This window comes from Sphingomonas sp. Tas61C01 (assembly GCF_052567495.1).
In genome coordinates, this window is record NZ_CP199583.1 from 3,002,952 (window position 1) to 3,025,470 (window position 22,519).

Here is a 22,519-nt window from a genome sequence, read left to right on the forward strand (position 1 = left end):
TTCGCCGCTGCTCGACATCACTCGGCCTTCAACGAGGAACCAGCATGACCGCCTCCATCCGCATCCGGCTGTCGCTGATGATGTTCCTGCAATATGCGGTGTGGGGCGCGTGGTTCGTGCCGTTCAGCACCTATCTGGTGCATCACGGGCTGCAGGCGTGGATCGGCACGATCTATTCGGCGCAAGGGTGGGCGGCGATCGCGGCACCGTTGTTCGTCGGGGCGATCGCGGATCGGTATTTCTCCGCGGAGAAGGTGATGGGCGTGCTGCACATCGCCAGCGGGGCGCTGCTGTTCGCGCTGTCGACCGTCGATGCCGATCCGGCGCTGATGTTCGCGGCGACGCTCGGCGTCTTGCTCGCCTATATGCCGACGATCGCGCTGTCGAACGCGATCGCGTTCAATGCGATCACCGACGTCGAGCGGCAGTTTCCGGGGATCCGCGTGTTCGGCACGATCGGCTGGATCGTCGCCGGTCTGATCGTCGGCAGCCTGGGCGCCGAGCGTACGCCGATCCCGCTGTATCTCGCGGGTGCCGCGTCGCTGGTCTACGGCATTTATGCCTTCACCCTGCCGACGGTGCCGCCGCGCGCGGGCGGACAGCCGGTGTCGGCGGGATCGCTGCTCGGGCTCGACGCGATCCGCGAGGGCGATCGCAGCTTCTGGGCGCTGATCGCCTGCGCGCTGCTGATGATGATCCCGTTCGCGTTCTACAACGTCTATGCCAACGCGTTCCTGGACGGCATCGGCATGAAGGCCGCGGCGGCGGTGCAGACCATCGGGCAGGTGTCGGAGGTCGGCTTCCTGCTGCTGCTGCCGTTGTTCTTCCGATTCCTCGGGATCAAGGGCGTGCTGCTGGTCGGGATGCTCGCCTGGGCGCTGCGCTATGTGCTGTTCGCGAACGGTTTCGATACCAGCGGGCCGATCACCCCGGTGATCTTCCTGGCGCTGGCGCTGCACGGGGTGTGCTTCGATTTCGTTATCGTCGCCGCGACGATCTGGGTCGACAAGCATTTCCCGACCGAGACCCGCGGCCGGGCGCAGTCGTTCCTGGCGCTGGTCACCTGGGGCCTGGGCTATGTCGTCGGCAGCAACGCCGCGAACCTGGTGTTCAACGCGACCGCCGATGCGGGCGGACAGCCGGTGTGGCACAGCTTCTGGCTGGTGCCGGCGGGGCTGGCGGCGGTCACCGCGGTCATATTCCTGCTGATCTTCCGCGACCGCACCCGCGGCGTCGTGGCCGCCCGGTGAGCCCCCCGATGTCGGGCGGGCACTGGACAGCGGCGGCGGGTTCGGACACTCTCGTGGCAAATCATGAGGATGCGGCCAACGGCATCCCGATCGGAATCGGAGTGGACGATGTCGGCTGAGCCCATGGATTGCCTAGACCGCCGCGCCTTGTTGCGCAGCGCCTTCCTGATCGTCGGCGGGATCGGCCTGGCGCCCGAGGCGCTGGCGCAGGCCGCCGCGGGTGCGGGCGCCGGCTTCTTCACCGCGCCCGAACGCGGCACCGTTGCCGCGCTGTGCGACACGATGATCCCGCGCACCGACACCCCCGGAGCGGTCGATGCGAAGGTGCCGCAGTTCCTGGATTCGTTGATGACCAACTGGGCGTCGGCGGCGAGCCAGGCCAAGTTCCGCGACGTCGTCACCCGGCTCGAAAAATCCGCCCGTGCCGAACTCGGCATGCCACTCGCCTCCGCCCCCGCGGCGGCGCGCACCGCGTGGCTGACCCGGCAGGATGCCGCGCTGCTCGGCGCGAACGATGCCGGCTATCGCGATTTGAAACGGCTGCTGCTGACCGGCTATTATTTCTCGGAGCCCGGCGCGACGGTGGAACTGCGCTACGAACTGGTGCCGGGCGTCTGGGAACCGTCGATCCCGATCACCCCCGCGACGCGCAGCTGGGCTGCCTGAGAGGATCATCATGACATTCGATGCGATCGTGATCGGCTCGGGGATGAGCGGCGGCTGGGCGGCGAAGGAGCTTGCCGAGCGCGGACTGAAGACGCTGGTGATCGAGCGCGGCCGCCATCTCGAACATGGCGCCGATTACACCGATTCGGAATCGCCATGGGAGATCGAGAATTACGGCATGGTCTCGGAAAACGAGATCGACGCAGAGTATCCGGTGCAGAGCCAGTGCTATGCCTTCTCCACCGCGACCAAGCATCTGTGGGTGAAGGACAGCGACCACCCCTATACGACGCCCGCCGACCGGCCGTTCATGTGGATCCGCGGCTATCATCTCGGCGGCCGTTCGATCATGTGGGCGCGCCAGTCCTACCGGCTGAGCGAGATGGATTTCGCGGCGAACAAGGCCGACGGGCACGGCGTCGACTGGCCGATCCGCTATGCCGACATGGCGCCGTGGTACGATCATGTCGAAACCTTCGCGGGAATATCCGGCCAGAACGCCGGGCTCGCGCAGCTGCCCGACGGCAAGTTCCTTCCACCGATGGCGCTGACCCCGCCCGAGGAGGAGTTCGGGCGCAAGGTCGAGGCGAAGTATCCCGGCCGCAGGCTGATCACCGGCCGCTGCGCGCACCTGACCGCGCCGACCAAGGTGCACGAGGATCTCGGCCGCAACGCCTGCCAATACCGGTCGCTGTGCGAGCGCGGCTGTTCGTTCGGGGCTTACTTCTCCAGCCTGTCGGCCACGCTGCCTGCGGCGATGCGGACCGGCAACGTGACGGTGGTGACCGACGCGATCGCGCACAGCATCGTCCACGATCCCAAGACCGGCCGTGCCACCGGGGTGCGGGTGATCGACGCCAAGACCAAGCAGGGGCAGACCTACGAAGCGCGGATGGTGTTCCTCTGCGCCTCGACGCTCGGCACCGCGCAGGTGATGCTCAATTCGGTATCGGAGGCGTTCCCCAACGGCATCGCCAACACGTCCGATCAGGTCGGCCGCAACCTCACCGATCACCTGAGCGGGCTCGGCGCGAGCGGCGTCTATCCGGGCCATGAGGACATCTATCATCACGGGCGCCGCCCGAACGGCTTCTACATCCCCCGCTACCGCAACGTCACCGAACCCGCCGACGGTTACGTCCGCGGCTTCGGGTTCCAGGGCCGGATCATCCGCGACGGGTGGCAGCGCGGCATGGGTGCGCCGGGAGTCGGCGCGGCATTGAAGTCCGAACTGCGCAAGCCCGGCCCGTGGCGCGCGTCGCTCGGCGGGTTCGGCGAGATGCTGCCGCGCCCCGACAACCGGATCACGCTCAGCACCACCGCCAAGGACAAATGGGGCATCCCCATTCCGCATATCGACGTCAGCCTCGGCGCCAACGACCATGCGATGATCAAGCAGGTCGGCGAGGATGCCCGCGCGATGCTGGAGACCGCGGGGTGCACCGACATCATGGTCAGCAAGCATTATGGCGGCGTCGGGCTCGGCATCCACGAGATGGGCAGCGCGCGGATGGGGCATGACCCCAAGACCTCGGTGGTCAACAAGTACAACCAGGCGCACGACGTGCCCAACATCTTCGTCACCGACGGGGCATGCATGAGTTCGTCGGGCTGCCAGAACCCGTCACTGACCTACATGGCAATGTCGGCGCGCGCCGCGCACCATGCCGCCGCGTTCCTGAAGGAGGACAAGATTTGATCCGGACGATGAAGCTCGCGCTGGCGATGTCGACGCTGGCGCTGGTCGGCGCCGCACCGGCGCCCGCGCCCAAGCAGTGGCAGGTGCAGATGCTCAACAAGGGCCCCGACGGCCAGCTGATGGTGTTCTCGCCCGCCAAGCTCGCGATTGCGCCGGGTGACAGCGTGAAGTTCGTCGCCACCGACAAGGGCCACAATGCGGAGTCGATCGTCGGAATGATCCCGGCGGGGGCGACGCCGTTCAAGGGCGCCATCAACCAGGAGATCGTGGTCAAGTTCGATCGCGCCGGGCTGTACGGCTATAAGTGCCTGCCGCATCTGGGGCTCGGCATGGTCGGGGTGATCCAGGTCGGCAACGCCGCCAATCGCGCCCAGCTGCAGACCGAAGCCGCCAAGCTGCCCGGCATCGGCAAGAAGCGGATGACCGCGCTGCTTGCGGGCTGACCGCGACCTATCGTCAACGAGCGAGCGGCCGGCGCCGCAAGGAGTGCGGAATGAAGCTTGTCGGAACGATCGCCGCAGGACTCGCGGCATTGTCGCTGCTCGGTGCGGCCCCGCCGCCGCCGCGGCCGGCGATCGACGGCATCTCGCACCTCGCGGTGTATTCGACCGACATGGCCAAGAGCGAGGATTTCTACGTCCGGGTGCTCGGCGCGCGCAAAGGCGCCGATCCCGAGGCGCCGGACGGCGCGCGCTTCTATTTCAGCACGCGGCAGTTCGTCGAAGTGCTGCCCGCGCCCGCGAACCACAGGCCGAGCATGCTCGCGCACGTCGCCTATACCACCGCGGACGCCGCGGCGATGCGCGCCTATCTCGCCGCGAACGGGGTGGGTGACCTGTCACCGGTGCGCGCCGGTGCGGCGGGCGAGCGCTGGTTCGCGACCCGGGATCCGGAAGGCAATGCGGTGCAGTTCGTCCAGCCCGCGCCGGGCAGCGCGCCGGTCGCCTCGGCGATCAGCGGGCGGATCATCCATGTCGGCCATCTGGTCCACGACCGTGCCAAGGAGGACGGCTTCTACCGTCGGCTGCTCGGCTTCCGCCCCTATTGGTACGGCGCCTTCAACCCCGACAAGGTGGACTGGGTATCGCAGCAGGCGCCCGACGGGCGCGACTGGCTCGAGTATATGATGGTCGGGCCCGGCTCGGACGTGCCGCTCGCCAAGGTCGACGCCAATCAACTGGGCGTGCTCAACCACCTGTCGCTCGGCGTCGTCAATATGCAGGCCGCGGTCACCAAGCTCTATGCCGAGAACCGCCTGAGCAAGCGCCACGACGGGCCGCAGATGGGACGGGACGGCAAGTGGCAGGCGAACTTCTACGATCCCGACGGCACTCGTGTCGAATTGATGGAGTACAAGGCGGTGACGAAGCCGTGCTGCTCCGGCTTCACCGCGACCGATCCCACGCCCTGATCGCATCGTCCGACTACGACCTTGCGCTCGATTGACACCGGTTGCGGACGGCGCGCATGGTAACGCTAACAGCGGTATGTAGCGCCGCTGGAATAGGAGCAGCATGCCGAAGATCGTCGAGGCCAAGGTCATCATCACCTCGCCCGGGCGCAACTTCGTCACGCTGAAGATCACGTGCGACGACGGCACCACCGGGGTCGGCGACGCGACGCTCAACGGCCGCGAACTGGCGGTCGCGAGCTACCTAGCCGATCACGTCGTCCCCTGCCTGATCGGCCGCGATGCGCACCGGATCGAGGACGTCTGGCAGTATCTCTACAAGGGTGCCTATTGGCGTCGCGGGCCGGTGACGATGACCGCGATCGCGGCGGTCGATACTGCATTGTGGGACATCAAGGGCAAGCTCGCGGGGCTGCCGGTGTATCAGCTGCTCGGCGGCGCCAGCCGAGAAGCGGTGATGGTCTACGGCCACGCCAACGGCAGCTCGATCGACGACACGATCGCGGCCGCGCTCGAATATCAGCAGCAGGGCTACAAGGCGATCCGCCTGCAATGCGGCGTGCCGGGGATGGCATCGACCTATGGCGTGTCGAAGGATCGCTATTTCTACGAACCCGCGGATGCCGATCTGCCGTCCGAGAATGTCTGGAACACCAGCCGCTACCTTCGCGTGGTACCGGAATTGTTCAAGGCGGCGCGCGAGGCACTCGGCTGGGACGTGCATCTGCTCCATGACATCCACCACCGGCTGACCCCCATCGAGGCGGGGCGGCTGGGCAAGGACCTGGAGCCGTATCGCCCGTTCTGGTTGGAAGACGCGACCCCTGCGGAGAACCAGGAGGCGTTCAAGCTGATCCGCCAGCATACCAGCGCGCCGCTCGCGGTGGGGGAGATCTTCAATTCGATCTGGGACGCGAAGGACCTGATCCAGAACCAGCTGATCGACTATATCCGCGCCACCGTTGTGCATGCCGGCGGGATCACCCATCTGCGCCGGATCGCCGCCTTCGCCGATCTCTACCAGGTCCGGACCGGCTGCCACGGCGCGACCGATCTGTCGCCGGTGTGCATGGCGGCGGCGCTGCATTTCGACCTGTCGGTGCCGAACTTCGGCATCCAGGAATATATGCGCCACACGCCCGAAACCGACGCGGTGTTCCCGCACGCCTACACCATCGAAGGCGGCATGATGCACCCCGGCGACGAGCCCGGACTGGGCGTCGACATCGACGAGGAACTCGCCCGGGGATACGAATATAAGCGCGCCTTCCTGCCGGTGAACCGGCTGGAAGATGGCACGATGTACAGCTGGTGAGCGAGCTCGCCGACGCCGTCGCCGCGACCCCGGTGCCAGAGGTGCCGGCCGCGGCGAAACCGCGCGGGCGAATCCGCTGGATCGTCTGCGGGCTGCTCTTCGCAGCGGTGGTGTTGTCGTACATCGACCGGCTGGTGCTCGGCGTGCTCAAGCCGCAGCTTACGAGCCTCTATGGCTGGACCAACACCGGCTATGGCGACATCACCGGCTATTTCCAGGTCTGCTACGGCTTCGGCTTCCTGTTCTTCGGCTGGCTGGTCGATCGGGTGGGCGCGCGGACCGGCTATGTGCTTGCGATGGGGCTGTGGACCGTCGGCCATTTCGCGCAGGCGCTGGTGACCAGTACGCTAGGGTTCACGATCGCGCGCATCCCGCTCGCGCTGGGCGAGGCGGGGACCTATCCGTCGGCGCTGGCGGCGGTGTCGCGATGGTTCCCGAAGAAAGAACGTGCGCTCGCGATCGGGATCTTCAACGCCGGCGCCAATGTCGGCGCGATCGTGACGCCGATGCTGGTGTCGTTCCTGGTCGCGGGGCTGCTGCTCGACTGGCGCTGGGCGTTCATCGTCACCGGGCTGTTCAACCTCGTCTGGCTTGCGGCGTGGATCCTGTTCTACGGCAATCCCGCCGAACACCCGACGCTGTCGAGCGAGGAACGCGCCTATATCGAGGCCGAGCCAGCCGAGGATGTCGGCCGCGCCGGTTTCTTCCGCGTGCTCCGTCACCGCCAGGCCTGGGCGTACATGGCGGGGCGGTTCCTGATCGATCCGGTGTGGTGGACCTTCCTGTTCTGGCTGCCCGATTTCTTCAGCAAGCAATATGGCTATGATCTGAAGAGCTTCGGCCCGCCGCTGGTGGCGATTTACCTGCTGGCGGACGTCGGCGCGATCGCCGGTGGCTGGTCGTCGTCGCACATGCTGAAGCGCGGCGTCGCCGCCGGGCGAGCGCGCAAATGGACGATGTTCGGGTGCGCGCTGTTCGCCTTGCCGGTGATGTTCGCGGTGCAGGCGAGCAACATTTGGGTGGCGGTCGCCTTTATCGGGCTCGCGTGCGCGGCGCATCAGGGGTTCTCGACCAATCTCTTCGCGATGCCGGGCGATCTGTTCCCGCGTTATGCGCAGGGGACGCTGATCGGGCTGGGCGGGTTCGCCGGCGCGGCCGGGGGCTTCATCGCCTCGAAGTCGCTCGGCGTGCTGCTCGATACCGTCGGCAGCTACGAACCCTTCTTCGTCGCTTGCGGGCTCGCCTACCTCGTGGCGCTGCTGGTCACCCACCTGATCAACCCGCGTTACGACGAGGTGCGGATGTCCGACGCGGCATGATCCGGCTGCTGACGAAGCGACCGCGCCACCGGGTGACGCCGTACCGCTAACGTCGAGGCGCATGAAAAACGGCCCGGCGGGATTGCCGCCGGGCCATAGTCTACGCGGGAGCTTCATCCTGCGTGTCTCGGAAAATACGGTGCGCTATTCGGCGTTGCCGATCGGCGCAGCGGCGTTGTCGCTGTCGTTGGCGATGCTGCCGTCCTCCGCGATCGTGACGTTGCCGGTATCGTCGATCGCATTCGCATCCACCGCGCTGTCGAAGGCGGCCTCGTTCGACGTCGCGGCGTTGCCCGGGGCGTCGTTCTTGCCGCAAGCCGTCAACGTGACGGCGAGCGCGATGGAGGCGGCGATCATGGTCTTCTTCATTCGTCTTCCTTCCATGGTGTAACCTGTCAGTGGCAGCGCGGCGGCGGGCGGTGCGGCTCGAAGCGGTCGCCCGCGATCAGGGCGCTGCCGATCATCGCGAAGAAGGCATGGCCGTGGCCGGAGCTGCCGACGTCCCATTCGGGATGCCATTGCACGCCGATCACATCGGCATCGCAGGGCCGCGCCGACACCGCCTCAACCAGCCGGTCGCCGACCGCGATCGCCTCGACGGAGAGCCCCGCCCCGAGCCGGTCGATGCCCTGTTCATGGACCGAGTTGACCGTCAGCCGCCGCTGGCCCAGCGCGCGCGCCAGCAGGCCGCCCTCAGTCAGCGAGACGTCGTGGCGGTGGCTGAACAACTCGGTATAGTCACGGTCCCAGCTGCCGAGATGGTGTCGCCCGGCGCAGGCATCGTTCGACAGCGTGCCGCCGAACAGCACGTTGATCTCCTGCAAGCCGCGGCAGATCCCGAACAGCGGCTTGCCCGCTTCGATGATCCGTTCGGCCAGTCGCAGCGCGACCGTGTCGCGCTCGTCGTCCTGCGCCATCGTCGCGGAGGCGGCGGTGCCGCCGTAATGCGCCGGACCGACGTTGGAGCGCGACCCCGTCATCAGCAGGCCGTCGAGCAACTCCGCGGTGGCGGCGACGTCGACCGCGGACGCGATCGCGGGGACCAGCAGCACGGTGGCGCCGGCGATCGCCGCGAGCGGCTCGACGAAGCGGCTAGCGACGACCTGCACCGGCCGCCCCGCTACCTCGTTGCAGCAGAGCACGCCGATCACCGGACGACGGTGGCTGTTCATCGTTCGACCGCGTGGACGAGGACGTGGCGGAGCGCGACCCCGGCGGCGGCGTCGAGCCGGACGGCCTCGGGCTGCACCACGACGCTGTCGGCGGCGACATCCGACAACAGCCAGACATTGCCGCCGATCGTCGCGCGGTCGCCGATCGTGACCCGCCCGAGGATCGTCGCCCCCGCATAGATCACGACGTCGTCGCCGACGATCGGATGGCGCGCCAGCCGGGTGGTCACCGCATGGCAAGCGATGCCGAGCGGCGAGCGGGCGCCGAGCGTGACGTGCTGGTAGAGCCGCACGCGACGGCCGATGATCGCGGTTTCCCCGATCACCACGCCGGTGCCGTGATCGATGAAGAAGCCCTCGCCGATCGTCGCGCCGGGGTGGATGTCGATCCCGGTGCGCTCGTTGGCGAGTTCGGAGATGATCCGCGCGACGATCGGCGCGCCGAGCGCATCGAGTTCGTGCGCGATGCGGTGATAGAGCGTGGCGATCGCGCCGGGGTAGCAGAGCAGGATCTCGTCGACGCTGCGCGCGGCGGGATCGCCGAGGAATGCGGCCTCGACATCGCTGTCGACCAGCCGCCGGATCTCGCCCAGCGTCGCGCCGAACAGCCGTGCGATCGTGCCGGGCTGATCGGTGTCGAAGCGGTCGCTGCTTTCCTGCTGCCAATAGCCTAGCTCGGCGGCGATCTCGCGTTCGAGGTCGGTGAAGGCGGCGATCAGCTTGGCGGCGACGAAGCCGTCCTCCTCGGTCGCCTTGCCGATGAAGCGGCCGAGGCGGCGCGGGTAGATCGCGGCGCCGAGCGTCTCGACCACGTTGGCGAGCGCCCAGCGCGACGGGAAGCTAGCGGTGTCGCGCGCACCGGCCCGATCGCGGCGCCAATCGTCCCGCGCCGATCGGAGATCGTCGACCGCGCTGCCGATCGTCGCGGTGGCGGATCGGGGCGGTGGCGCGGTTTCGTCGAGCGGGTGAGCGGTCATCTTGATCTCCGGCCGCGAGCATATCCTACCAGCTAAGTGGGTATTCAAAAAATTGCTTGTCGGCGAGGAAGGTTGCCTATCCGCGCGCACTGCGCGATCGGTCAGCTAGGTCGCGCTCATGCTGCAGGTGCGTTCGTCCGGTGGCGCTTGGCGCGTCAACCGACTAGGGGTCCGGCATGAACGGTGAGCACAGCAGCATATCGATGCCACGGCGGGAATTCGTCGCCTTCGTCGCCGCGGTGATGGCGGTGAACGCGCTGGGCGTCGACCTGATGCTGCCCGCGCTCGCCGATATCGGGCGGGACCTGTCGATCGCGACCGCCAACCACCGGCAATGGGTGGTAACCGCCTATCTGCTCGGCTTCGGCGCGGGCCAGCTGGTGTACGGACCGCTCGCGGACCGGTTCGGCCGCAAGCCGATCCTGGCGGCGACGCTCGCCGGGTTCGTCGCGGCGAGCGTGTTCGCGGCGGGATCGGCGACGTTCGAGGCGCTGCTCGGCGCGCGGGTGCTGCAGGGATTGATGTCGGCATCGACACGGGTGCTCGCGGTGGCGATCGTCCGCGATCGATATTCGGGGCGGCAGATGGCGCGAACGCTGTCGCTGGCGCAGATGATCTTCTTCCTGGTGCCAATCCTGGCGCCGAGCATCGGCCAGATCCTGCTCGCGTTCGGGCCGTGGCGCTTCATCTTCTACGCGCTCGGCGGGTTCGCGGCGCTGATCGCCGCGTGGACGCTGGTGCGCCTGCCCGAGACGCTGCCGTTCGCGCGGCGGATCCCGATCTCGATGACGACGCTGAAAAGCTCCTACCGGCTGACGCTCACCAACCGCTATTCGCTCGGCTATGCGATCGCGGCGTCGCTGACGTTCGGCGGGATCATCGCCTTCGTATCGTCGGCGCAGCAGATCTTCGTCGACGAATTCCATGCCGGCGACCGCTTCACGCTGTTGTTCGCCGTCTGTGCCTTCTCGATGGGCTGCGCGTCGTTCCTCAACAGCCGGCTGGTCGAGCGGCTGGGTACGCGGCTGATCTCGCAGACCGCGGTGATGGGGCTGATCGCGTTGTCATTGATGCACCTGCTGGTGATCGGCGTCGGCGTCGAATCGCTTTGGACGTACATGGTGTTCCAGGCGCTGAGCATGACCTGTATCGGCCTGTGCGGCTCCAATTTCGGGTCGATGGCGATGGAGCCGGTCGGCGAGATCGCGGGCACCGCGTCGTCGGTGCAGGGCTTCATCTCCAGCATCGGCGCGGTGATCGTGGGCTCGGCGATCGGCCAGTCGTACAACGGCACCACCTATCCGCTCGCGATCGGCTATCTCGGCATCGGACTGGCGGTGCTAGCGGTGGTGTATTGGGTCGAGGGCGGCAAGTTGTTCACCGCGCGGATGGCGCCGAGCGTGGTGGTGCGCCAGGAATAGGGCGACGGCGGGGTGGGGGTGACGGTGATGGCGGTGACGCTGGCATATCTGCTGTTCCTGCCGCTCGCCGCGGCCTGCTTTCGCTGGCTGTCGTGCCGGACCGCGGTCCTGGTGACCGCGATCGGCGGCTGGCTGCTGCTGCCGGTCGCACATTACCCCCCCGGCGCGCCGGGCAGCGACCTGGCCTGGTGGATCACGGGCATCGCGCTGCCGTCGGACATGCTGGTGACCAAGGCGTGGATCGCGCCGGTGGTGGCGCTGATCGGCGGACTGGTGCGCGATCGAGCCGCGGCGACTGCGTGGCGGCCGCGGGCGATCGACCTGCCGATAGCGCTGTGGTGCGGCTGGCCGATCGTCGCGGGGGCGATCGCGGGGGGCGGCAATCCGGCACCCTTCGTCGCGGCGCTCTACCTCGCCGGCGCATGGGCCGCGCCGTGGCTGATCGGGCGGATCTGGTTCGCGGATCGTGAGGGCGGCGTGATCCTAGTCCGCGGGCTGGCGCTGTCGGGGCTGGCGCTGACGCCGATCGCGATCGTGGAGTCGTTCCGGCCGCCGATGCTGTACGGCGTGTTCTACGGCCCGCATCCATTCCGCTACGACGGGATCTACCGGTATATCGGCTACCGGCCGCTCGGTTTCCTCGAGAACGGCAACCTCTACGGGTTGTGGGCGACGATCGGGGCGCTTGCCGCAATCTGGCTAGCGCGGCGACCCGCGGTGCGCGACGAACGCCGGTTCTGGATCATCGTCGCCGCGGTGACCACCGGCGTCGCGGTGGCGGCGCAGTCGGTCGGCGCGCTGGTGCTGCTGGCGCTGGGCGTCGGGATCATGCTGTCGTGGAACGTGGCGATCGTCCTCCCCGCGCTCGCGGCGATGGCGGCGGGCGTGCTCGCCTTGGCCGCGGTGCATTTCAGCGGGGTCATGCCGGTCCAGACGCTGGCGCGCGGCGCGACCGGACAGCAGGCGATCGGGACGCTGCGCGCGATCGGGCGCGGCTCCTTCGCGTGGCGGGTGTCGCAGGACATCAGGACGCTGCCGGGTGCGACCGCCGCCCCGATCGCGGGCACCTCGCGCTGGGACTGGTGGCGGCGCTTCGGCACCCGTCCCTGGGGGCAGCCGCTGCTGATCATCGGGCAATATGGCCTGATCGGGTGGGCGCTCGCGTGGGGCAGCCTTGCGCTGGCGGCGATCGCGGGTCTGCGTCGCTATCGCCGCTGGGGCGACCGCATCGACGACGGCACCGCGGTGCCGCTGGCGCTGGTGGTGCTGCTGACGCTGGCCGACGCGCTGCTCAACGCATTCTTCTTCTCGGCCGCGATCCTCGCCGCCGGCGCGATCGCCGCACAGTCACGGCCGAGCCGGAAAGCGCGGCGGTCGAGGTGATGTAAAAAACTCCTCTCCTCCAAAGAGATGGGGTGGGGCCTCTTCGCAGGCGATATCGCTGGAGGAGAGCTCCCTTACACCCGCCTTCCCGTTTCTCCTGCCGTGGCGGGCGACGCCGCTCAGGAACGATCCGCGCCGCCGATCCTTCAACCTGCGAAGCCGAGGAGATGGTAATGGACGATGATCGTGTGTGGACGTTTGAAGAGAGCCTGTGGACCGCGGATGCCGAGCATTACCGCGAATCGATCGATGCCGAATGCCTGATGGTGCTGCCGACCCCGCCCTATGTGGTGAGCGGCGAGCAGGCGATCGAAGCGGTCGCATCGACCCCGCGCTGGACCAAGGTGGTGATGAGCGACAAGCGCATCGCGCGGCCCGAAGAGGGGCTGATCGTGGTCGCCTATAGCGTGAAGGCCGCGCGCGACGACGAGGAATATGAGGCGCATTGCACCTCCACCTATCGGCGACGCGGGCACGAGGATTGGCAGGTGGTCCAGCACCAGCAGACCCCGCCGCTGGCGTTCGGCAGCGCCTAGACCGGTCGGCGGTAGGCGACCTTCCCTACTTCACCGCCCCCGCGATCGCCTGCTGTGCAGCGAGGCGCTCCGGGGTGTCGTAGCCACCGAGCGCGACCGGACCGAGCGTCCGCCGCGCTTCGTCGGTCAGCCCGCGCCTGGCATATTCGGTGCCGAGCGCGAGCCTCGCCACCGGCGCATTGGGAACACGGGTGACGGCGCCGGCCAGCGCATCCACCGCGATCGGCGGGGCGGTGTCGCCCTGATAGCTGCGATAATAGGCGAGCAGCGGCAACACCGCTTCGGTGTCGGCGCGGTTGGCGCCGGCGATCACCTCACGCGCGGCGCGAAGTTCGGCCGGACGCTGGTCCATCGGCGCCGCCCGTGCGGCGAGTGCCATCGCGCTGCCCTTCCACGCCAGTGCGGCGGTGTCGCCGGGGCGGAGCTTGAGCGTCGCCTCCGCGGCGACGCGACATTCGGCGGGGTGGCCGGTGCGGCATTCGGCCTCGGCTAGCAGCAGCTGTGCCTCGACGTCGGCGGGGTAGCGCGCGGCGTCGCGGCGTAAACCCTCGAGCCATTTGTCGCGCGTGGCGATCGCCTGGCGATGTTCCTTCGCCAGCTTCGCGGTCTCGTCCGCGGTGGCGCCGACGCTCGGCTCCGCGGCGAGATCGACCCGCGAGCCGAGTTCGAGCCGCCCCTTGATGAACGCCGCCTGCCCCTTGGTGAGGCGCCGGACCTGCGGCTCTGGAATGCGATCGGCGGGATAGGCCATCTTGTCGAACGGCTTCTTGCCGCGATAATAGCGGCGCAGTTCGGCGGTCAGCACGGCGGGATCGCCCAACGCCTTCGCGGCCTCGGCAGGCGTGGCGCCGTTCGCATAAGCGAGCAGATATTGGCGCAAGCGCGGCCGCCAGGCGTCCGAGAAGAACAGGAAGTGCGTCAGCATCCAGGCGTGCGTCGGCGTCCAGCGGCGGCGCGATGCCTTGGGATTGAGGTAGCTGCCGTCGAACACCTGGGCGAGCGGATAGCCGCCATACCGATCGAGCGTCGAGGTGGTCCCGATCGGGACGCGGCCGTAATCGAGTTCATTCTCGCCATGCGTCTGCATCGTCGCGAACACCTGGCCGAAGCCGTCGAGATACCAGCGCGGATAGGCGGCGGGGAAATAGGTGGTCAGGTAATGCTGCGCGAAGCCCGCGTAGAGCAGGTAATCGGACGGCACGACCACCGATTTTTCGTTGGGCAGGCCGATCCGGTCGGTAGTGTTCGACAGGCCGATCAGCGAGGAACCGCCATACCCGTTCATGCCCTGATTGCCGGTGCCGTCGGCGGGCCGATCGCTGAGCGCCGAGACCATGCCCTGGAATCGTTCCCAGCTGATCCCGCGTTCGGTGATCACCTTCTGGTCGATCCGGCTCGTCGCCATCACCGCGCCGTCGTCGCGCGGATCGTAATAGCGCATGTCGCCGAATTCGTCGGGGAACGGGCCCTGCTGCCAACGCAGGTTACGCAGCCCCATCGCGGTGAATTCGGCGACGTCGCCGATCAGCGTGACGCGCAGCTTCACCGTGTCATCGGGCTTGTCGACCCGCCCGAGCAGCATCGACAGCAGGAAGTGGAGCCGTTCGAGGTTGCGCGCGATGCGGATCAGGTCCGCCTCGCTGCCGTCGCTCAACACCACGGCGTGCGGCGTTTCCGCCTCGCGCCAGTTGCTCGGTTCCGCGCGGCGGCCGGTGACGAGAATGTCGTTGGCGCCGACTTCGGGCGAGGTCGACGGCGCTGGAGGGGTAGGGGGCGGCGCGGTCTGCGCCGCGAGTGGCATGGCGGCCAGCAAGCCGGCGATCATCGCCGTCCGACGCAACACTCTCATCGCCTGGTCCCGTCATCGTCCGCCGGCATGGCGGCTATCGACAGGACTTGAGCACAGCGCCGAAACCACGGCAAGCCGGGGCTCAGGCCGGGACGAGCATCCGTCGGGCGGAAGGGTGGAGTTCGAGCGCGACCGCGAGGCCCGCGAGCGAAAGATCGGTGTTGGTCAGCCGGTAGCGCGGGGTGGCGCGGATCAGGCGCTGGAACTTGGTCTTCGCCTCGAACGCGGCGTTGAACCCGTCGATCGCGGGTTCGGCGACGATCTCGGCAATGCGCTTGCCGGTGACGATGATGCCCGACCAGGCGCCGTGCGCGAGGACGAGCTCGCCGGCATATTGTCCGGCGAGCCGCGCCAGCACCGCGATCCGCTTGCTGCGCGGCACCGCGACGCCGTCGAGCGCCCAGATCGGATCGTCGAGCGGGATGGTGAGGATCGATTCCCACGTCACCGCCTTGGCGAGCCGCCGCGACAACGCCGCGGCGAGCGCGGCATGTTCGGACGAGGACGGCGAGAAGCCGCAATGCCCCATTTCGCATTCCAGCACCCGCGGCACGCCGGCTTCGTCGATGTCGATCACCGCGAGTCCGACGCCCTTCTGGATGTGGGTGACCGCCCAGCGCCCGGGGCGCTTGAAGTCGGGCTCGGTGCCGCCCGGGGAGAGGGGCGCAAGCTTCTGCACCTGCCCGCCGAGGATCGCCCAGGCGCTGGCGGCGACGTCGTTGATGATGATCGCGTCCTGCCGGAACAGCGATCTGAGCCCCGCGCGGCTGATCGCCCATTGGCCGCGCGACAGCAGGATCGAATCGCGGCAGGTCGCGCCGATGATCGAGACCGCGCACGTCGATCCGAGCAGAGGCACGCCGCTGCTCGCCTCGTACGCGAGCAACGCGTCGGTCAGCGTCGAGAACCGCGTGATCGGCGATTCCTCGAACTTGCTCAGCGCGCCGTGCGCACCGACGATCGCGAAGCGCACGGTGTCGTCGCCGATCGCCACGGCAAGCTTGCCCTGTTCCATCTCCATCCCATCCGGTTCGCCGACCGGTGACCCGCCGCACGATGCAGCAGTCCCGTCATGCCATTCGCGGCCGACATCGCACGGGTCTGGTTAAGACCGACCTAAGTCGAGGAGGACGGCGCCGGCAGCGCCCCGGGCGGGGCGATCAGGGCGGCGGCGGTGCGGTAGCAGTCTTCGATGTGGGAGTTGCCGACCAGCTTCATCGCGCCGAAGCTGATCGTCGCGGCGACCGCGGAGCCGAGGACCGGGACGTATTTGGCGGCCGAGGCGGTGGCGACGCGGATGCCGACGCGACGGAGCATCGCGATCACGATCCGCTTGGTAATCGCCTTCCCGATGACGTTGTTGCCCATGCTGGAGGCGAGCACCAGCACGCGCTGCGCCAATTGTGGCTCCAGCCGGGCGACCTGTTCGTGATCGAGATCGAAGCGCTTGCTGATCTCCGGCAGCAGCGTGGTGAGCAGGCCGATGTCGGCGATGAGATCGGCGCCAGGGATCGGCACCACCGCGGCGCCCGCGGATACCAGCGACCGGTTGGTCACCAGCTTGCGGCATTCGGCGCGGATCGCATCGAGTTCGGCGAGGCTGCGGATCATCGTGGGCGTCTCCAATCGGGGGCTCAACGCGGGGTCATGTCGGTTGGCTGCATCCAATTGGCGCGCCGACCGTTTGCCGCCCCGTATCGCAACCATCGTGGCTGCGCCCTCACAAGGAGATACCCATGAACACGACCACCCTCGAAGGCCAGGGCCAGAGCATCACCGGCGCCGCCAAGGAAGGCCTCGGCAAGGCCACCGGCGACAATTCGCTGCAGGGCGCAGGGATCGCCGATCAGCTGACCGGCAACGCCAAGCAGATCGCGGGCGCCGCCAAGGACGCGATCGCGAACCCCGGCCCGGTGGTCGACAAGGCGAAGGGCTTCGCGCGCCAGCGGCCGTTCGCGACCGCGGCACTCGTTGGCGTACTAGGCGTGGCGCTACTCAACACGCTGCGCGGTCGCTGAGGCGAACCGGGGGCGTGGGTCGGAAAACGGCCCACGGCCCCGTTCGGCTTGTAAGAACGTATTTTCGGCGCCGTCGAGCGCGCAGAACTTTCCCGCCGACGTCAGCCCAGTCGCGACTTGAGGCGCGACAACCAGGTTCCCTGGTTGCGGGTTGCGTCGAAGCGCTGCCGTTCGGCGGCGGCGCGGCGATACAAGGCGGTTAGGCGCTGTTCGCGCGGCAGGTCCGAGATCCGTTGGCTCGGCGTGCCCTGAACGGCCATTATGGTGTACTCCCGGTTGCGTAGGTCCCCGATCGAGCAACGCGGCGATCGCCAATCGGTTTCGTCCTAAACCGCGCTGCCGACGACGATCGGGTGAGTTCTCCCGCCGCTGTCCCACGACGAGACGGAAGCGGCATCAGTCGCTGACCACGGGCTTGGCGCGCGCGGCCTGGACGAGGCTCATCAGCTGCGCGCGGATCTTCGCGCCATCGAGATGTCCATGGACGTCGGCATATCCCTCGCGCTGGAGCTGACGGGCGATTTCCTCGAGCCGCAATGCCTTTCCCTCGCGGGCGATCTCGAACGCGCGTTCGATCGTTGATTTGGGGCCGTTCATCCCGCAGATTTACCGATCGGTCGGGTTCCGGCGCAATATTGTTCACTATGATATCGATCAAAGCACGAACGATCTTGCGGGTGGCGCTTGCATGATCGGGCGAAGCACCGGATCATCCGGCGATGAGCGCCGTCCCGCCTCGCAATCGATCGCTGTCGGTCGCCTTGCCCCTTGTGCTGGCGCTGTCGCTGACCGCGTCGGGGTGCCAGCGGCCGAGCGGCAACGCCGCGCCGCCGCGGGTGGAGACGCCAGCGACGCTGCCCGACCAGAGCTCGACGATCGTAGTGCCCGTGACCGCGCAATTGGCCGATCTGGAGCGCGGGCTGGAGGCACGGGCGCCGCGGCTGTTGTGGCGGATCGACAAGCACGAGCCGCGCTGCGTGCCCGAACAGCGGGTGAAGGTGTTCGGCCGCAAGATCAAGGTGACGCCGGCGCTCGGCTGCCGCATCGTCGGGCAAGTCACCCGCGGGCGGCTACGGCTGGGCGGCAGCGGCGAAACGCTGACGATCACGATGCCGGTAAGCGCCACGATCAGCGCCCGCGACGTCGGCGGCATCCTGGCCCGGGAAACCGCGACCGGCAGCGCGCTGGTCCATGCGCGCGCTCGACTGTCCGTCGATCGGCGCTGGACCCCGACCGCTAAGATCGACATCGATTATGATTGGGTCGAGCCACCGGGGATCGACTTTCTCGGCCAGCGGATAAGCTTCGTCGACAAGGCGGATGAGCGGCTGAAGGCGGTGATCGTCGGGCTCGAACGCGATCTGCCGCGCGAACTGGCGAAGATCCGCACGCGCGAGCGGCTCGGCGAGGTCTGGCGGCGCGCCTTCACGTCGATTTCGCTCAATCGCGAGCGGCCGCCGGCCTGGCTACGGGTGACGCCGAGGCGCCTCGGCTTCGGCGGCTACCGCGTCGCCGGCCGTGAGCTGCAGATGCTGCTGTCGGCGGAGGCGCTGACCCAGACCTTCGTCGGCGATCGTCCGCCCGATCCCGCGCCGACCGCCTTGCCGCCGCCGTCGCTGGAGACCGGGCGGCCGGGGTTGCGCTTCTTCGTGCCGGTGATCGCCGACTATCGGCAGCTCGAACCCGTCGTCGCGCGCGCGCTGCGCAAGCTGGCGGCACGCGGGATCTCGATCTCGGGGGTCGGCCCGGTGGACGCCAAGTTCGGCGACGTCACCATCTATGCGACCGAGGCGGGTCACATCGCCGTCGGGATCAAGACCGAGGTAAAGGGGCGGGCGAACTCGCTGGTCACCACCAAGGGCGAGATCTGGCTGACCGCGATCCCCTATAACGATCCCGGATCGCAGGTGGTGCGGGTTCGCGACCTGGGGATCGCGGGGCAGACCGACAGCGACACCGTCAACCTGCTGTTCGCACTGTTCCGCGACACCGCGGTGCTCGCCAATGTCCGCGAATCGCTGGTCCATGATTTCGCGCGCGATTACCAGAAGGTGCTGGGCGCGGCGCAGCGCGCGATCGCGGGACACCGGGAAGGCGACTTCCTGCTGAAGGCGCAGGTGACGAGCGTCGAGAACGGTCGGATCGCAGTGACCGGGCAGGGGCTGTTCCTGCCGATCCGCGCCGATGGCCGCGCGGAGATCGTCTACCGACCCAGATAGGAGGTCCTCCGGGTGCCGGGGAGGACCTGCCTCACGCTACTTCTGTTCGACGGTGTCGGTCGGCTCGGCGACGGTGTCGGTGTTGGCGGGTTGTTCCTCGCCGCGTTCGGCGCGCGCGGTCATGCCGGTCGCGGTGGCGTCGTCCATCATCTGTTCGTCGGGCGCGACCGCGGCCTCGGCAGGGGTGTTGTCGACCGGCGCCGCAGTGGGCGCAGGGGCGGGTTGGGGTTCGGGCAGGACGGGCGCGGCAACCGGGGCGGGCGCCTCGTCGTTCGCCTCGCCCTCGGCGGCGGGTGCGTCCGGTTCCTTGCGCGAGCAGCCGGCGAGCGTCGGTAGCAGCAGGGCGCCGGCGAGCAGGAGCGAGCGGAGGCGGGTCGTCTTCATCGTCGGTTCCTTCAGCGGGCCGCCAGCGCCTGACGCGCCGAGCGGGCTTCGATCTTGCTCGCGAGTGCGCCGTCCCAGCGATAGGGGTCGTCGCGAAACCCGACCTGGGCGTTGGTCGCCGCGAATGCGGTCCAGTAGAGCAGATACACCGAAACCGGCGCGCCGAGCTTCGCACGAACGGTCTTGCCGGCGGCGACGGTGGTGTCGATCGCCTCCGGCGACCATTGCGGGGTGTTCTGCATCAGCAGCTTGGCGAGCTTGTCGGGATGTTCGAGCCGCACGCAGCCATGGCTGGCAAGGCGATCGAACTTCGCGAAGCCGGCCTGTGCGGGGGTGTCGTGCAGATAGACCGCGAAGGCGTTGTCGAAGTCGAACTTGTACCGCCCGAGCGCGCTGCGTTCCGATGCCTGTTGCAGCCGCTTGCCGCCGTCGGGGGTTTCGATGACGCGAAAGCCGTTGCGCTGGAGATAGCCAGGATTGGCGCGCTCCTTCGGCCACAATTCCTTGGTCGCGATCGAGCTCGGCACGTTCCAGGGCGGATTGAGCACGATGCTGTGGATCGACGATACGAGCATCGGGGTCTCGTCGCCCGGGCGGCCGGTGACCGCCTTCATCGACATCACCGGCGCATCGCCATCGAATACGGTGAGCACCGCGGCGGCGATGTTGACCTGGACGCGGTCCTTGTCGAGCTGCGGGGGGAGCCAGCGCCAGCGTTCCATGTTCGCCATGATCTGGCGGATGCGCTCCTCGACCGGCACGTTGAGCGCGGCGACGGTCTGCGCGCCGACGATGCCGGTCGGGTTGAGCCCGTAGCGCCGCTGCGCGCGCCGCACCGCCTCCAGCAGCGCCGTGTCGAACACCGCGCCGGTGGCAGCGACCTGCGCATCCTCCGCTCCTAGGCGCTTGCGCAGCGCGGCGACGTCGGCGCCCTTGGCGCGGAAGGCGAGATCGGCGCCGGCGCGGAGCGTCGGCCAGCCGCCCGCGGATGCGAGCTTCCGATAGCGGGCCAGGCCGGCGACGAGGCCGTCATAGCCGGCATAGGGCGGCGGCAGCGACGCGATCCACGCCGCCATCCGATCGCGCCGCACAGCATCTGTAAAGCCGGGCAGCGGATCATAGTTGACCGGCCGGATCCCCCATTCACGCTGGAAGTCGGCGCCTTCGAGCCGCCCGGCATGGACCGCATGTGCGTGATCGAGCGCGCGACGGATCAGCGCGTCGTGATCGGCGGTATCGGGCGCGGCGCCGACGGTCTCCTGCAGCCCCTGCGCCACCGCATCGCGCGCGATCAGATCGGCGAGCTGGCGGGCCTGCGCTTCGGTGATCCGCGGCAGCGGCACCACGGGTGCGGGCACCGGCACCACGACCGCCTGTGGGGCGAGCGGGGCGGGCAGGATCGATTGCGGAGTCGAGAGCGGCGCCGGGGCGGTCTGCGCTCCGGCGGTCGACGCGGTCAGGACCGCAGCGGCGAAGGTCAGGCGGTTGATGAGCATGCAGGCATCATAACCGATCGGAACGCGCTTGGCGCGTGTCTTCGCCGCATCAGCGCGCGGAAATTACCGTTTCGTGGCGAACCAGATGACGTGGCGCGGCCCCTTGCCGTTGCCGCGGGCGCGCACCGCGACTTCCTCGACCGCGAAGCCGGCCTCGCCGAGCCGCCGCGCGAAGGCCTTGTCGGGGCCGGCCGACCAGATCGCGAGGATGCCGCCGGGCGCCAGCGCGATCCGCGCGGCGTCCAGTCCGCGCGGCGAATAGAGCCGGTCGTTACCCGCGGCGGTCAACCCGTCGGGGCCGTTGTCGACGTCGAGAAGGATCGCGTCGTAGCTGCCCCTGGCATCGGCGATCGAGCGGGCGACGTCGCCCTCCACCACGACGACGCGCGGATCGTCGAGGCAGCCCGCGGTCAGCGCCGCCATCGGTCCGCGCGCCCAGCGGATGATCTCGGGCACCAGTTCGGCGACGGTAAAGCGGGCATCGCGGCTCGCCGCCAAGCCGGCGCGCAGGGTGAACCCCATGCCGTAGCCGCCGACCAGGAGGTGCGGCGCTGCGCGCCCGCGCAGCCGCTCCAGCGTCATCACCGACAGCGCCTCCTCCGATCCGCTCATCCGGCTGTTCATCAGTTCGTTGCGGTCGAGCACGATCATATAGTCGGCGCCGCGCCGGAACAGCCGCAGCTCGACCCCGCCGGGGACGGTCGCGGTGTCGATCAGTTCGCGGGGGATCATGGCAGCGGCTCCGAGCGCGACGGTCGCGCTCATGTGCGCTGCCGCGGCAGACGCGCGGGGGCAACCGGCAATCGTCGCCGTGCGCTACGGCACGCGGTCAAATTAAATATCCCGATCGGTACAGAAGTCTGTTGACGCCCCGCCGTCCGGTTTATATACCGCCTGGTATTGAAGCTGATCGCGTAACCGATCGTACCTGACATACACCGGAACGAACCCATGGGGTGGCGATGTGCTGCCGCCGCCGGTCGTTCATGCCCGTTCCTGAAGGGGGAAACGACATGGCCTATCTCGACCTGGACAATCTGTTCGCCGCGCCCGGCTCGAGCCGGGCCGGCCGTGCTCCCGAGGCGGCGGGTTTTTCCGCGCTCGAATGGAGCGTGATCGCGCTCGCCAAACGCGATCCGCTGCGGAGCATCGACGAACCGAGCCGGCTGTCGCGCGCGCTCGGCGGGCTGTTCGGCGCGGGCACCAGCTCGCGACTGGCGGACCCGCGGCTCGAGGCGCTGCGCCGGCTTGCGATCCACGCCTGGCGCCGCGGCTTCGCGCTGCCGGTTGCCGAGATCGAGCGGTTCCTGTCGGCGGGTTTCACCGAGCCGCAGATAGAGACGCTGGTGACGAGCGTCACCGGCCTGCGGGTTGGCGTTAAGGACTGGCAAGTCGTCGCCTGAT

General features: G+C 68.4%; 24 protein-coding genes. 13 read left to right on the top strand and 11 right to left on the bottom strand.

What is annotated here, in order from left to right:
• The first annotated feature begins 44 nt into the window (after nucleotides 1-44).
• The 7 genes from ACT009_RS14105 (at nucleotide 45) to ACT009_RS14135 (ending at nucleotide 7,660) form a co-directional block, all read left to right on the top strand.
• On the top strand, nucleotides 45-1,250 hold the full coding sequence (locus ACT009_RS14105; RefSeq protein WP_445191694.1) for an MFS transporter: 1,206 nt from the start codon (nucleotides 45-47) through the stop codon (nucleotides 1,248-1,250).
• A 108-nt stretch (nucleotides 1,251-1,358) separates the two neighbouring features.
• Entirely contained in the window at nucleotides 1,359-1,916 is a 558-nt protein-coding gene (locus ACT009_RS14110; protein WP_445191695.1) for a gluconate 2-dehydrogenase subunit 3 family protein, read from the top strand.
• A gap of 10 nt (nucleotides 1,917-1,926) precedes the next feature.
• The gene (locus ACT009_RS14115) at nucleotides 1,927-3,615 is read left to right on the top strand and encodes a GMC oxidoreductase (RefSeq protein ID WP_445191696.1); all 1,689 of its coding nucleotides are present in this window, start codon (nucleotides 1,927-1,929) and stop codon (nucleotides 3,613-3,615) included.
• Complete coding sequence (locus ACT009_RS14120; RefSeq protein ID WP_445191697.1) at nucleotides 3,612-4,058, top strand: pseudoazurin; 447 nt, start codon at nucleotides 3,612-3,614, stop codon at nucleotides 4,056-4,058. The genes ACT009_RS14115 and ACT009_RS14120 overlap by 4 nt, the downstream gene beginning before the upstream one ends.
• Before the next feature lie 50 nt (nucleotides 4,059-4,108).
• Nucleotides 4,109-5,026 (top strand): VOC family protein, encoded by a 918-nt coding sequence (locus tag ACT009_RS14125; RefSeq protein WP_445191698.1) that lies wholly within the window; start codon nucleotides 4,109-4,111, stop codon nucleotides 5,024-5,026.
• 103 nt (nucleotides 5,027-5,129) lie between these two features.
• A complete protein-coding gene (gene manD, locus ACT009_RS14130; protein WP_445191699.1) occupies nucleotides 5,130-6,341 on the top strand; it encodes a D-mannonate dehydratase ManD in 1,212 nt (403 codons plus the stop codon).
• 41 nt (nucleotides 6,342-6,382) lie between these two features.
• On the top strand, nucleotides 6,383-7,660 hold the full coding sequence (locus tag ACT009_RS14135) for an MFS transporter (RefSeq protein WP_445194107.1): 1,278 nt from the start codon (nucleotides 6,383-6,385) through the stop codon (nucleotides 7,658-7,660).
• Nucleotides 7,661-7,804: 144 nt separating this feature from the next.
• Here the strand turns inward: ACT009_RS14135 and ACT009_RS14140 are convergent, their stop codons facing one another.
• Genes ACT009_RS14140 through epsC form a run of 3 tightly spaced genes read right to left on the bottom strand, consistent with a single transcriptional unit; the run spans nucleotide 7,805 to nucleotide 9,809 of the window.
• On the bottom strand, nucleotides 7,805-8,029 hold the full coding sequence (locus tag ACT009_RS14140) for a hypothetical protein (RefSeq protein WP_445191700.1): 225 nt from the start codon (nucleotides 8,027-8,029) through the stop codon (nucleotides 7,805-7,807).
• A gap of 26 nt (nucleotides 8,030-8,055) precedes the next feature.
• Entirely contained in the window at nucleotides 8,056-8,832 is a 777-nt protein-coding gene (locus tag ACT009_RS14145) for a gamma-glutamyl-gamma-aminobutyrate hydrolase family protein (protein WP_445191701.1), read from the bottom strand.
• Nucleotides 8,829-9,809, bottom strand: coding sequence for a serine O-acetyltransferase EpsC (gene epsC / locus ACT009_RS14150; RefSeq protein WP_445191702.1), 981 nt, complete (start codon nucleotides 9,807-9,809; stop codon nucleotides 8,829-8,831). Before epsC ends, ACT009_RS14145 begins: the two co-directional genes overlap by 4 nt.
• A 203-nt stretch (nucleotides 9,810-10,012) precedes the next feature.
• Here epsC and ACT009_RS14155 point away from each other — a divergent pair, with 203 nt between their 5' ends.
• The 3 genes from ACT009_RS14155 (at nucleotide 10,013) to ACT009_RS14165 (ending at nucleotide 13,149) form a co-directional block, all read left to right on the top strand.
• Nucleotides 10,013-11,230, top strand: coding sequence for a multidrug effflux MFS transporter (locus tag ACT009_RS14155; protein ID WP_445191703.1), 1,218 nt, complete (start codon nucleotides 10,013-10,015; stop codon nucleotides 11,228-11,230).
• A 12-nt stretch (nucleotides 11,231-11,242) separates the two neighbouring features.
• Nucleotides 11,243-12,613 (top strand): hypothetical protein, encoded by a 1,371-nt coding sequence (locus tag ACT009_RS14160; RefSeq protein ID WP_445191704.1) that lies wholly within the window; start codon nucleotides 11,243-11,245, stop codon nucleotides 12,611-12,613.
• Nucleotides 12,614-12,786: 173 nt separating this feature from the next.
• Nucleotides 12,787-13,149 carry a DUF4440 domain-containing protein gene (locus ACT009_RS14165; protein WP_445191705.1) on the top strand — a complete coding sequence of 121 codons (363 nt, stop codon included), beginning with the start codon at nucleotides 12,787-12,789 and terminating at the stop codon, nucleotides 13,147-13,149.
• A 25-nt stretch (nucleotides 13,150-13,174) separates the two neighbouring features.
• Here the strand turns inward: ACT009_RS14165 and ACT009_RS14170 are convergent, their stop codons facing one another.
• The 3 genes from ACT009_RS14170 to ACT009_RS14180 all read right to left on the bottom strand — a co-directional run bounded on the left by ACT009_RS14170 (nucleotide 13,175) and on the right by ACT009_RS14180 (nucleotide 16,609).
• Nucleotides 13,175-14,992 (bottom strand): hypothetical protein, encoded by a 1,818-nt coding sequence (locus ACT009_RS14170; protein WP_445191706.1) that lies wholly within the window; start codon nucleotides 14,990-14,992, stop codon nucleotides 13,175-13,177.
• Nucleotides 14,993-15,080: 88 nt separating this feature from the next.
• Nucleotides 15,081-16,019: a glucokinase gene (locus tag ACT009_RS14175; protein WP_445191707.1), complete on the bottom strand. Its 939-nt coding sequence runs from the start codon at nucleotides 16,017-16,019 to the stop codon at nucleotides 15,081-15,083.
• A 95-nt stretch (nucleotides 16,020-16,114) separates the two neighbouring features.
• On the bottom strand, nucleotides 16,115-16,609 hold the full coding sequence (locus ACT009_RS14180) for a hypothetical protein (protein WP_445191708.1): 495 nt from the start codon (nucleotides 16,607-16,609) through the stop codon (nucleotides 16,115-16,117).
• Nucleotides 16,610-16,734: 125 nt separating this feature from the next.
• Here ACT009_RS14180 and ACT009_RS14185 point away from each other — a divergent pair, with 125 nt between their 5' ends.
• Nucleotides 16,735-17,016, top strand: a complete 282-nt coding sequence (locus ACT009_RS14185; RefSeq protein ID WP_445191709.1) for a CsbD family protein — start codon at nucleotides 16,735-16,737, stop codon at nucleotides 17,014-17,016.
• Between the two features lie 101 nt (nucleotides 17,017-17,117).
• Here the strand turns inward: ACT009_RS14185 and ACT009_RS14190 are convergent, their stop codons facing one another.
• Both ACT009_RS14190 and ACT009_RS14195 read right to left on the bottom strand, forming a co-directional pair.
• A complete protein-coding gene (locus ACT009_RS14190; protein WP_445191710.1) occupies nucleotides 17,118-17,276 on the bottom strand; it encodes a hypothetical protein in 159 nt (52 codons plus the stop codon).
• Nucleotides 17,277-17,412: 136 nt separating this feature from the next.
• Nucleotides 17,413-17,613, bottom strand: coding sequence for a hypothetical protein (locus ACT009_RS14195; RefSeq protein ID WP_445191711.1), 201 nt, complete (start codon nucleotides 17,611-17,613; stop codon nucleotides 17,413-17,415).
• A gap of 122 nt (nucleotides 17,614-17,735) precedes the next feature.
• Between ACT009_RS14195 and ACT009_RS14200 the strand changes: the two genes are divergently transcribed.
• Nucleotides 17,736-19,235, top strand: a complete 1,500-nt coding sequence (locus ACT009_RS14200) for a DUF4403 family protein (protein ID WP_445191712.1) — start codon at nucleotides 17,736-17,738, stop codon at nucleotides 19,233-19,235.
• Nucleotides 19,236-19,271: 36 nt separating this feature from the next.
• Here ACT009_RS14200 and ACT009_RS14205 read toward each other — a convergent pair whose 3' ends face one another.
• The 3 genes from ACT009_RS14205 to ACT009_RS14215 form a co-directional block, all read right to left on the bottom strand.
• On the bottom strand, nucleotides 19,272-19,619 hold the full coding sequence (locus ACT009_RS14205) for a hypothetical protein (protein WP_445191713.1): 348 nt from the start codon (nucleotides 19,617-19,619) through the stop codon (nucleotides 19,272-19,274).
• Between the two features lie 11 nt (nucleotides 19,620-19,630).
• Nucleotides 19,631-21,115 carry a L,D-transpeptidase family protein gene (locus ACT009_RS14210; protein WP_445191714.1) on the bottom strand — a complete coding sequence of 495 codons (1,485 nt, stop codon included), beginning with the start codon at nucleotides 21,113-21,115 and terminating at the stop codon, nucleotides 19,631-19,633.
• Between the two features lie 63 nt (nucleotides 21,116-21,178).
• Nucleotides 21,179-21,847: a spermidine synthase gene (locus ACT009_RS14215; RefSeq protein ID WP_445191715.1), complete on the bottom strand. Its 669-nt coding sequence runs from the start codon at nucleotides 21,845-21,847 to the stop codon at nucleotides 21,179-21,181.
• 281 nt (nucleotides 21,848-22,128) lie between these two features.
• Here ACT009_RS14215 and ACT009_RS14220 point away from each other — a divergent pair, with 281 nt between their 5' ends.
• Nucleotides 22,129-22,518 carry a hypothetical protein gene (locus tag ACT009_RS14220; RefSeq protein WP_445191716.1) on the top strand — a complete coding sequence of 130 codons (390 nt, stop codon included), beginning with the start codon at nucleotides 22,129-22,131 and terminating at the stop codon, nucleotides 22,516-22,518.
• The last annotated feature ends 1 nt before the right edge of the window (nucleotide 22,519 follow it).

Bases quoted from the DNA above. Each gene is read 5' to 3' on its own strand.
- ACT009_RS14220 (WP_445191716.1), top strand. From the start codon at position 22,129: ATGGCCTATCTCGACCTGGACAATCTGTTCGCCGCGCCCGGCTCGAGC.
- ACT009_RS14200 (WP_445191712.1), top strand. From the start codon at position 17,736: ATGAGCGCCGTCCCGCCTCGCAATCGATCGCTGTCGGTCGCCTTGCCC.
- ACT009_RS14105 (WP_445191694.1), top strand. From the start codon at position 45: ATGACCGCCTCCATCCGCATCCGGCTGTCGCTGATGATGTTCCTGCAA.
- ACT009_RS14165 (WP_445191705.1), top strand. From the start codon at position 12,787: ATGGACGATGATCGTGTGTGGACGTTTGAAGAGAGCCTGTGGACCGCG.
- ACT009_RS14140 (WP_445191700.1), bottom strand. From the start codon at position 8,029: ATGAAGAAGACCATGATCGCCGCCTCCATCGCGCTCGCCGTCACGTTG.
- ACT009_RS14110 (WP_445191695.1), top strand. From the start codon at position 1,359: ATGTCGGCTGAGCCCATGGATTGCCTAGACCGCCGCGCCTTGTTGCGC.
- ACT009_RS14185 (WP_445191709.1), top strand. From the start codon at position 16,735: ATGAACACGACCACCCTCGAAGGCCAGGGCCAGAGCATCACCGGCGCC.
- ACT009_RS14175 (WP_445191707.1), bottom strand. From the start codon at position 16,019: ATGGAGATGGAACAGGGCAAGCTTGCCGTGGCGATCGGCGACGACACC.
- ACT009_RS14205 (WP_445191713.1), bottom strand. From the start codon at position 19,619: ATGAAGACGACCCGCCTCCGCTCGCTCCTGCTCGCCGGCGCCCTGCTG.
- ACT009_RS14155 (WP_445191703.1), top strand. From the start codon at position 10,013: ATGCCACGGCGGGAATTCGTCGCCTTCGTCGCCGCGGTGATGGCGGTG.
- ACT009_RS14180 (WP_445191708.1), bottom strand. From the start codon at position 16,609: ATGATCCGCAGCCTCGCCGAACTCGATGCGATCCGCGCCGAATGCCGC.
- ACT009_RS14210 (WP_445191714.1), bottom strand. From the start codon at position 21,115: ATGCTCATCAACCGCCTGACCTTCGCCGCTGCGGTCCTGACCGCGTCG.
- manD (WP_445191699.1), top strand. From the start codon at position 5,130: ATGCCGAAGATCGTCGAGGCCAAGGTCATCATCACCTCGCCCGGGCGC.
- ACT009_RS14115 (WP_445191696.1), top strand. From the start codon at position 1,927: ATGACATTCGATGCGATCGTGATCGGCTCGGGGATGAGCGGCGGCTGG.
- ACT009_RS14195 (WP_445191711.1), bottom strand. From the start codon at position 17,613: ATGAACGGCCCCAAATCAACGATCGAACGCGCGTTCGAGATCGCCCGC.
- ACT009_RS14125 (WP_445191698.1), top strand. From the start codon at position 4,109: ATGAAGCTTGTCGGAACGATCGCCGCAGGACTCGCGGCATTGTCGCTG.
- ACT009_RS14145 (WP_445191701.1), bottom strand. From the start codon at position 8,832: ATGAACAGCCACCGTCGTCCGGTGATCGGCGTGCTCTGCTGCAACGAG.
- ACT009_RS14215 (WP_445191715.1), bottom strand. From the start codon at position 21,847: ATGATCCCCCGCGAACTGATCGACACCGCGACCGTCCCCGGCGGGGTC.
- ACT009_RS14190 (WP_445191710.1), bottom strand. From the start codon at position 17,276: ATGGCCGTTCAGGGCACGCCGAGCCAACGGATCTCGGACCTGCCGCGC.
- epsC (WP_445191702.1), bottom strand. From the start codon at position 9,809: ATGACCGCTCACCCGCTCGACGAAACCGCGCCACCGCCCCGATCCGCC.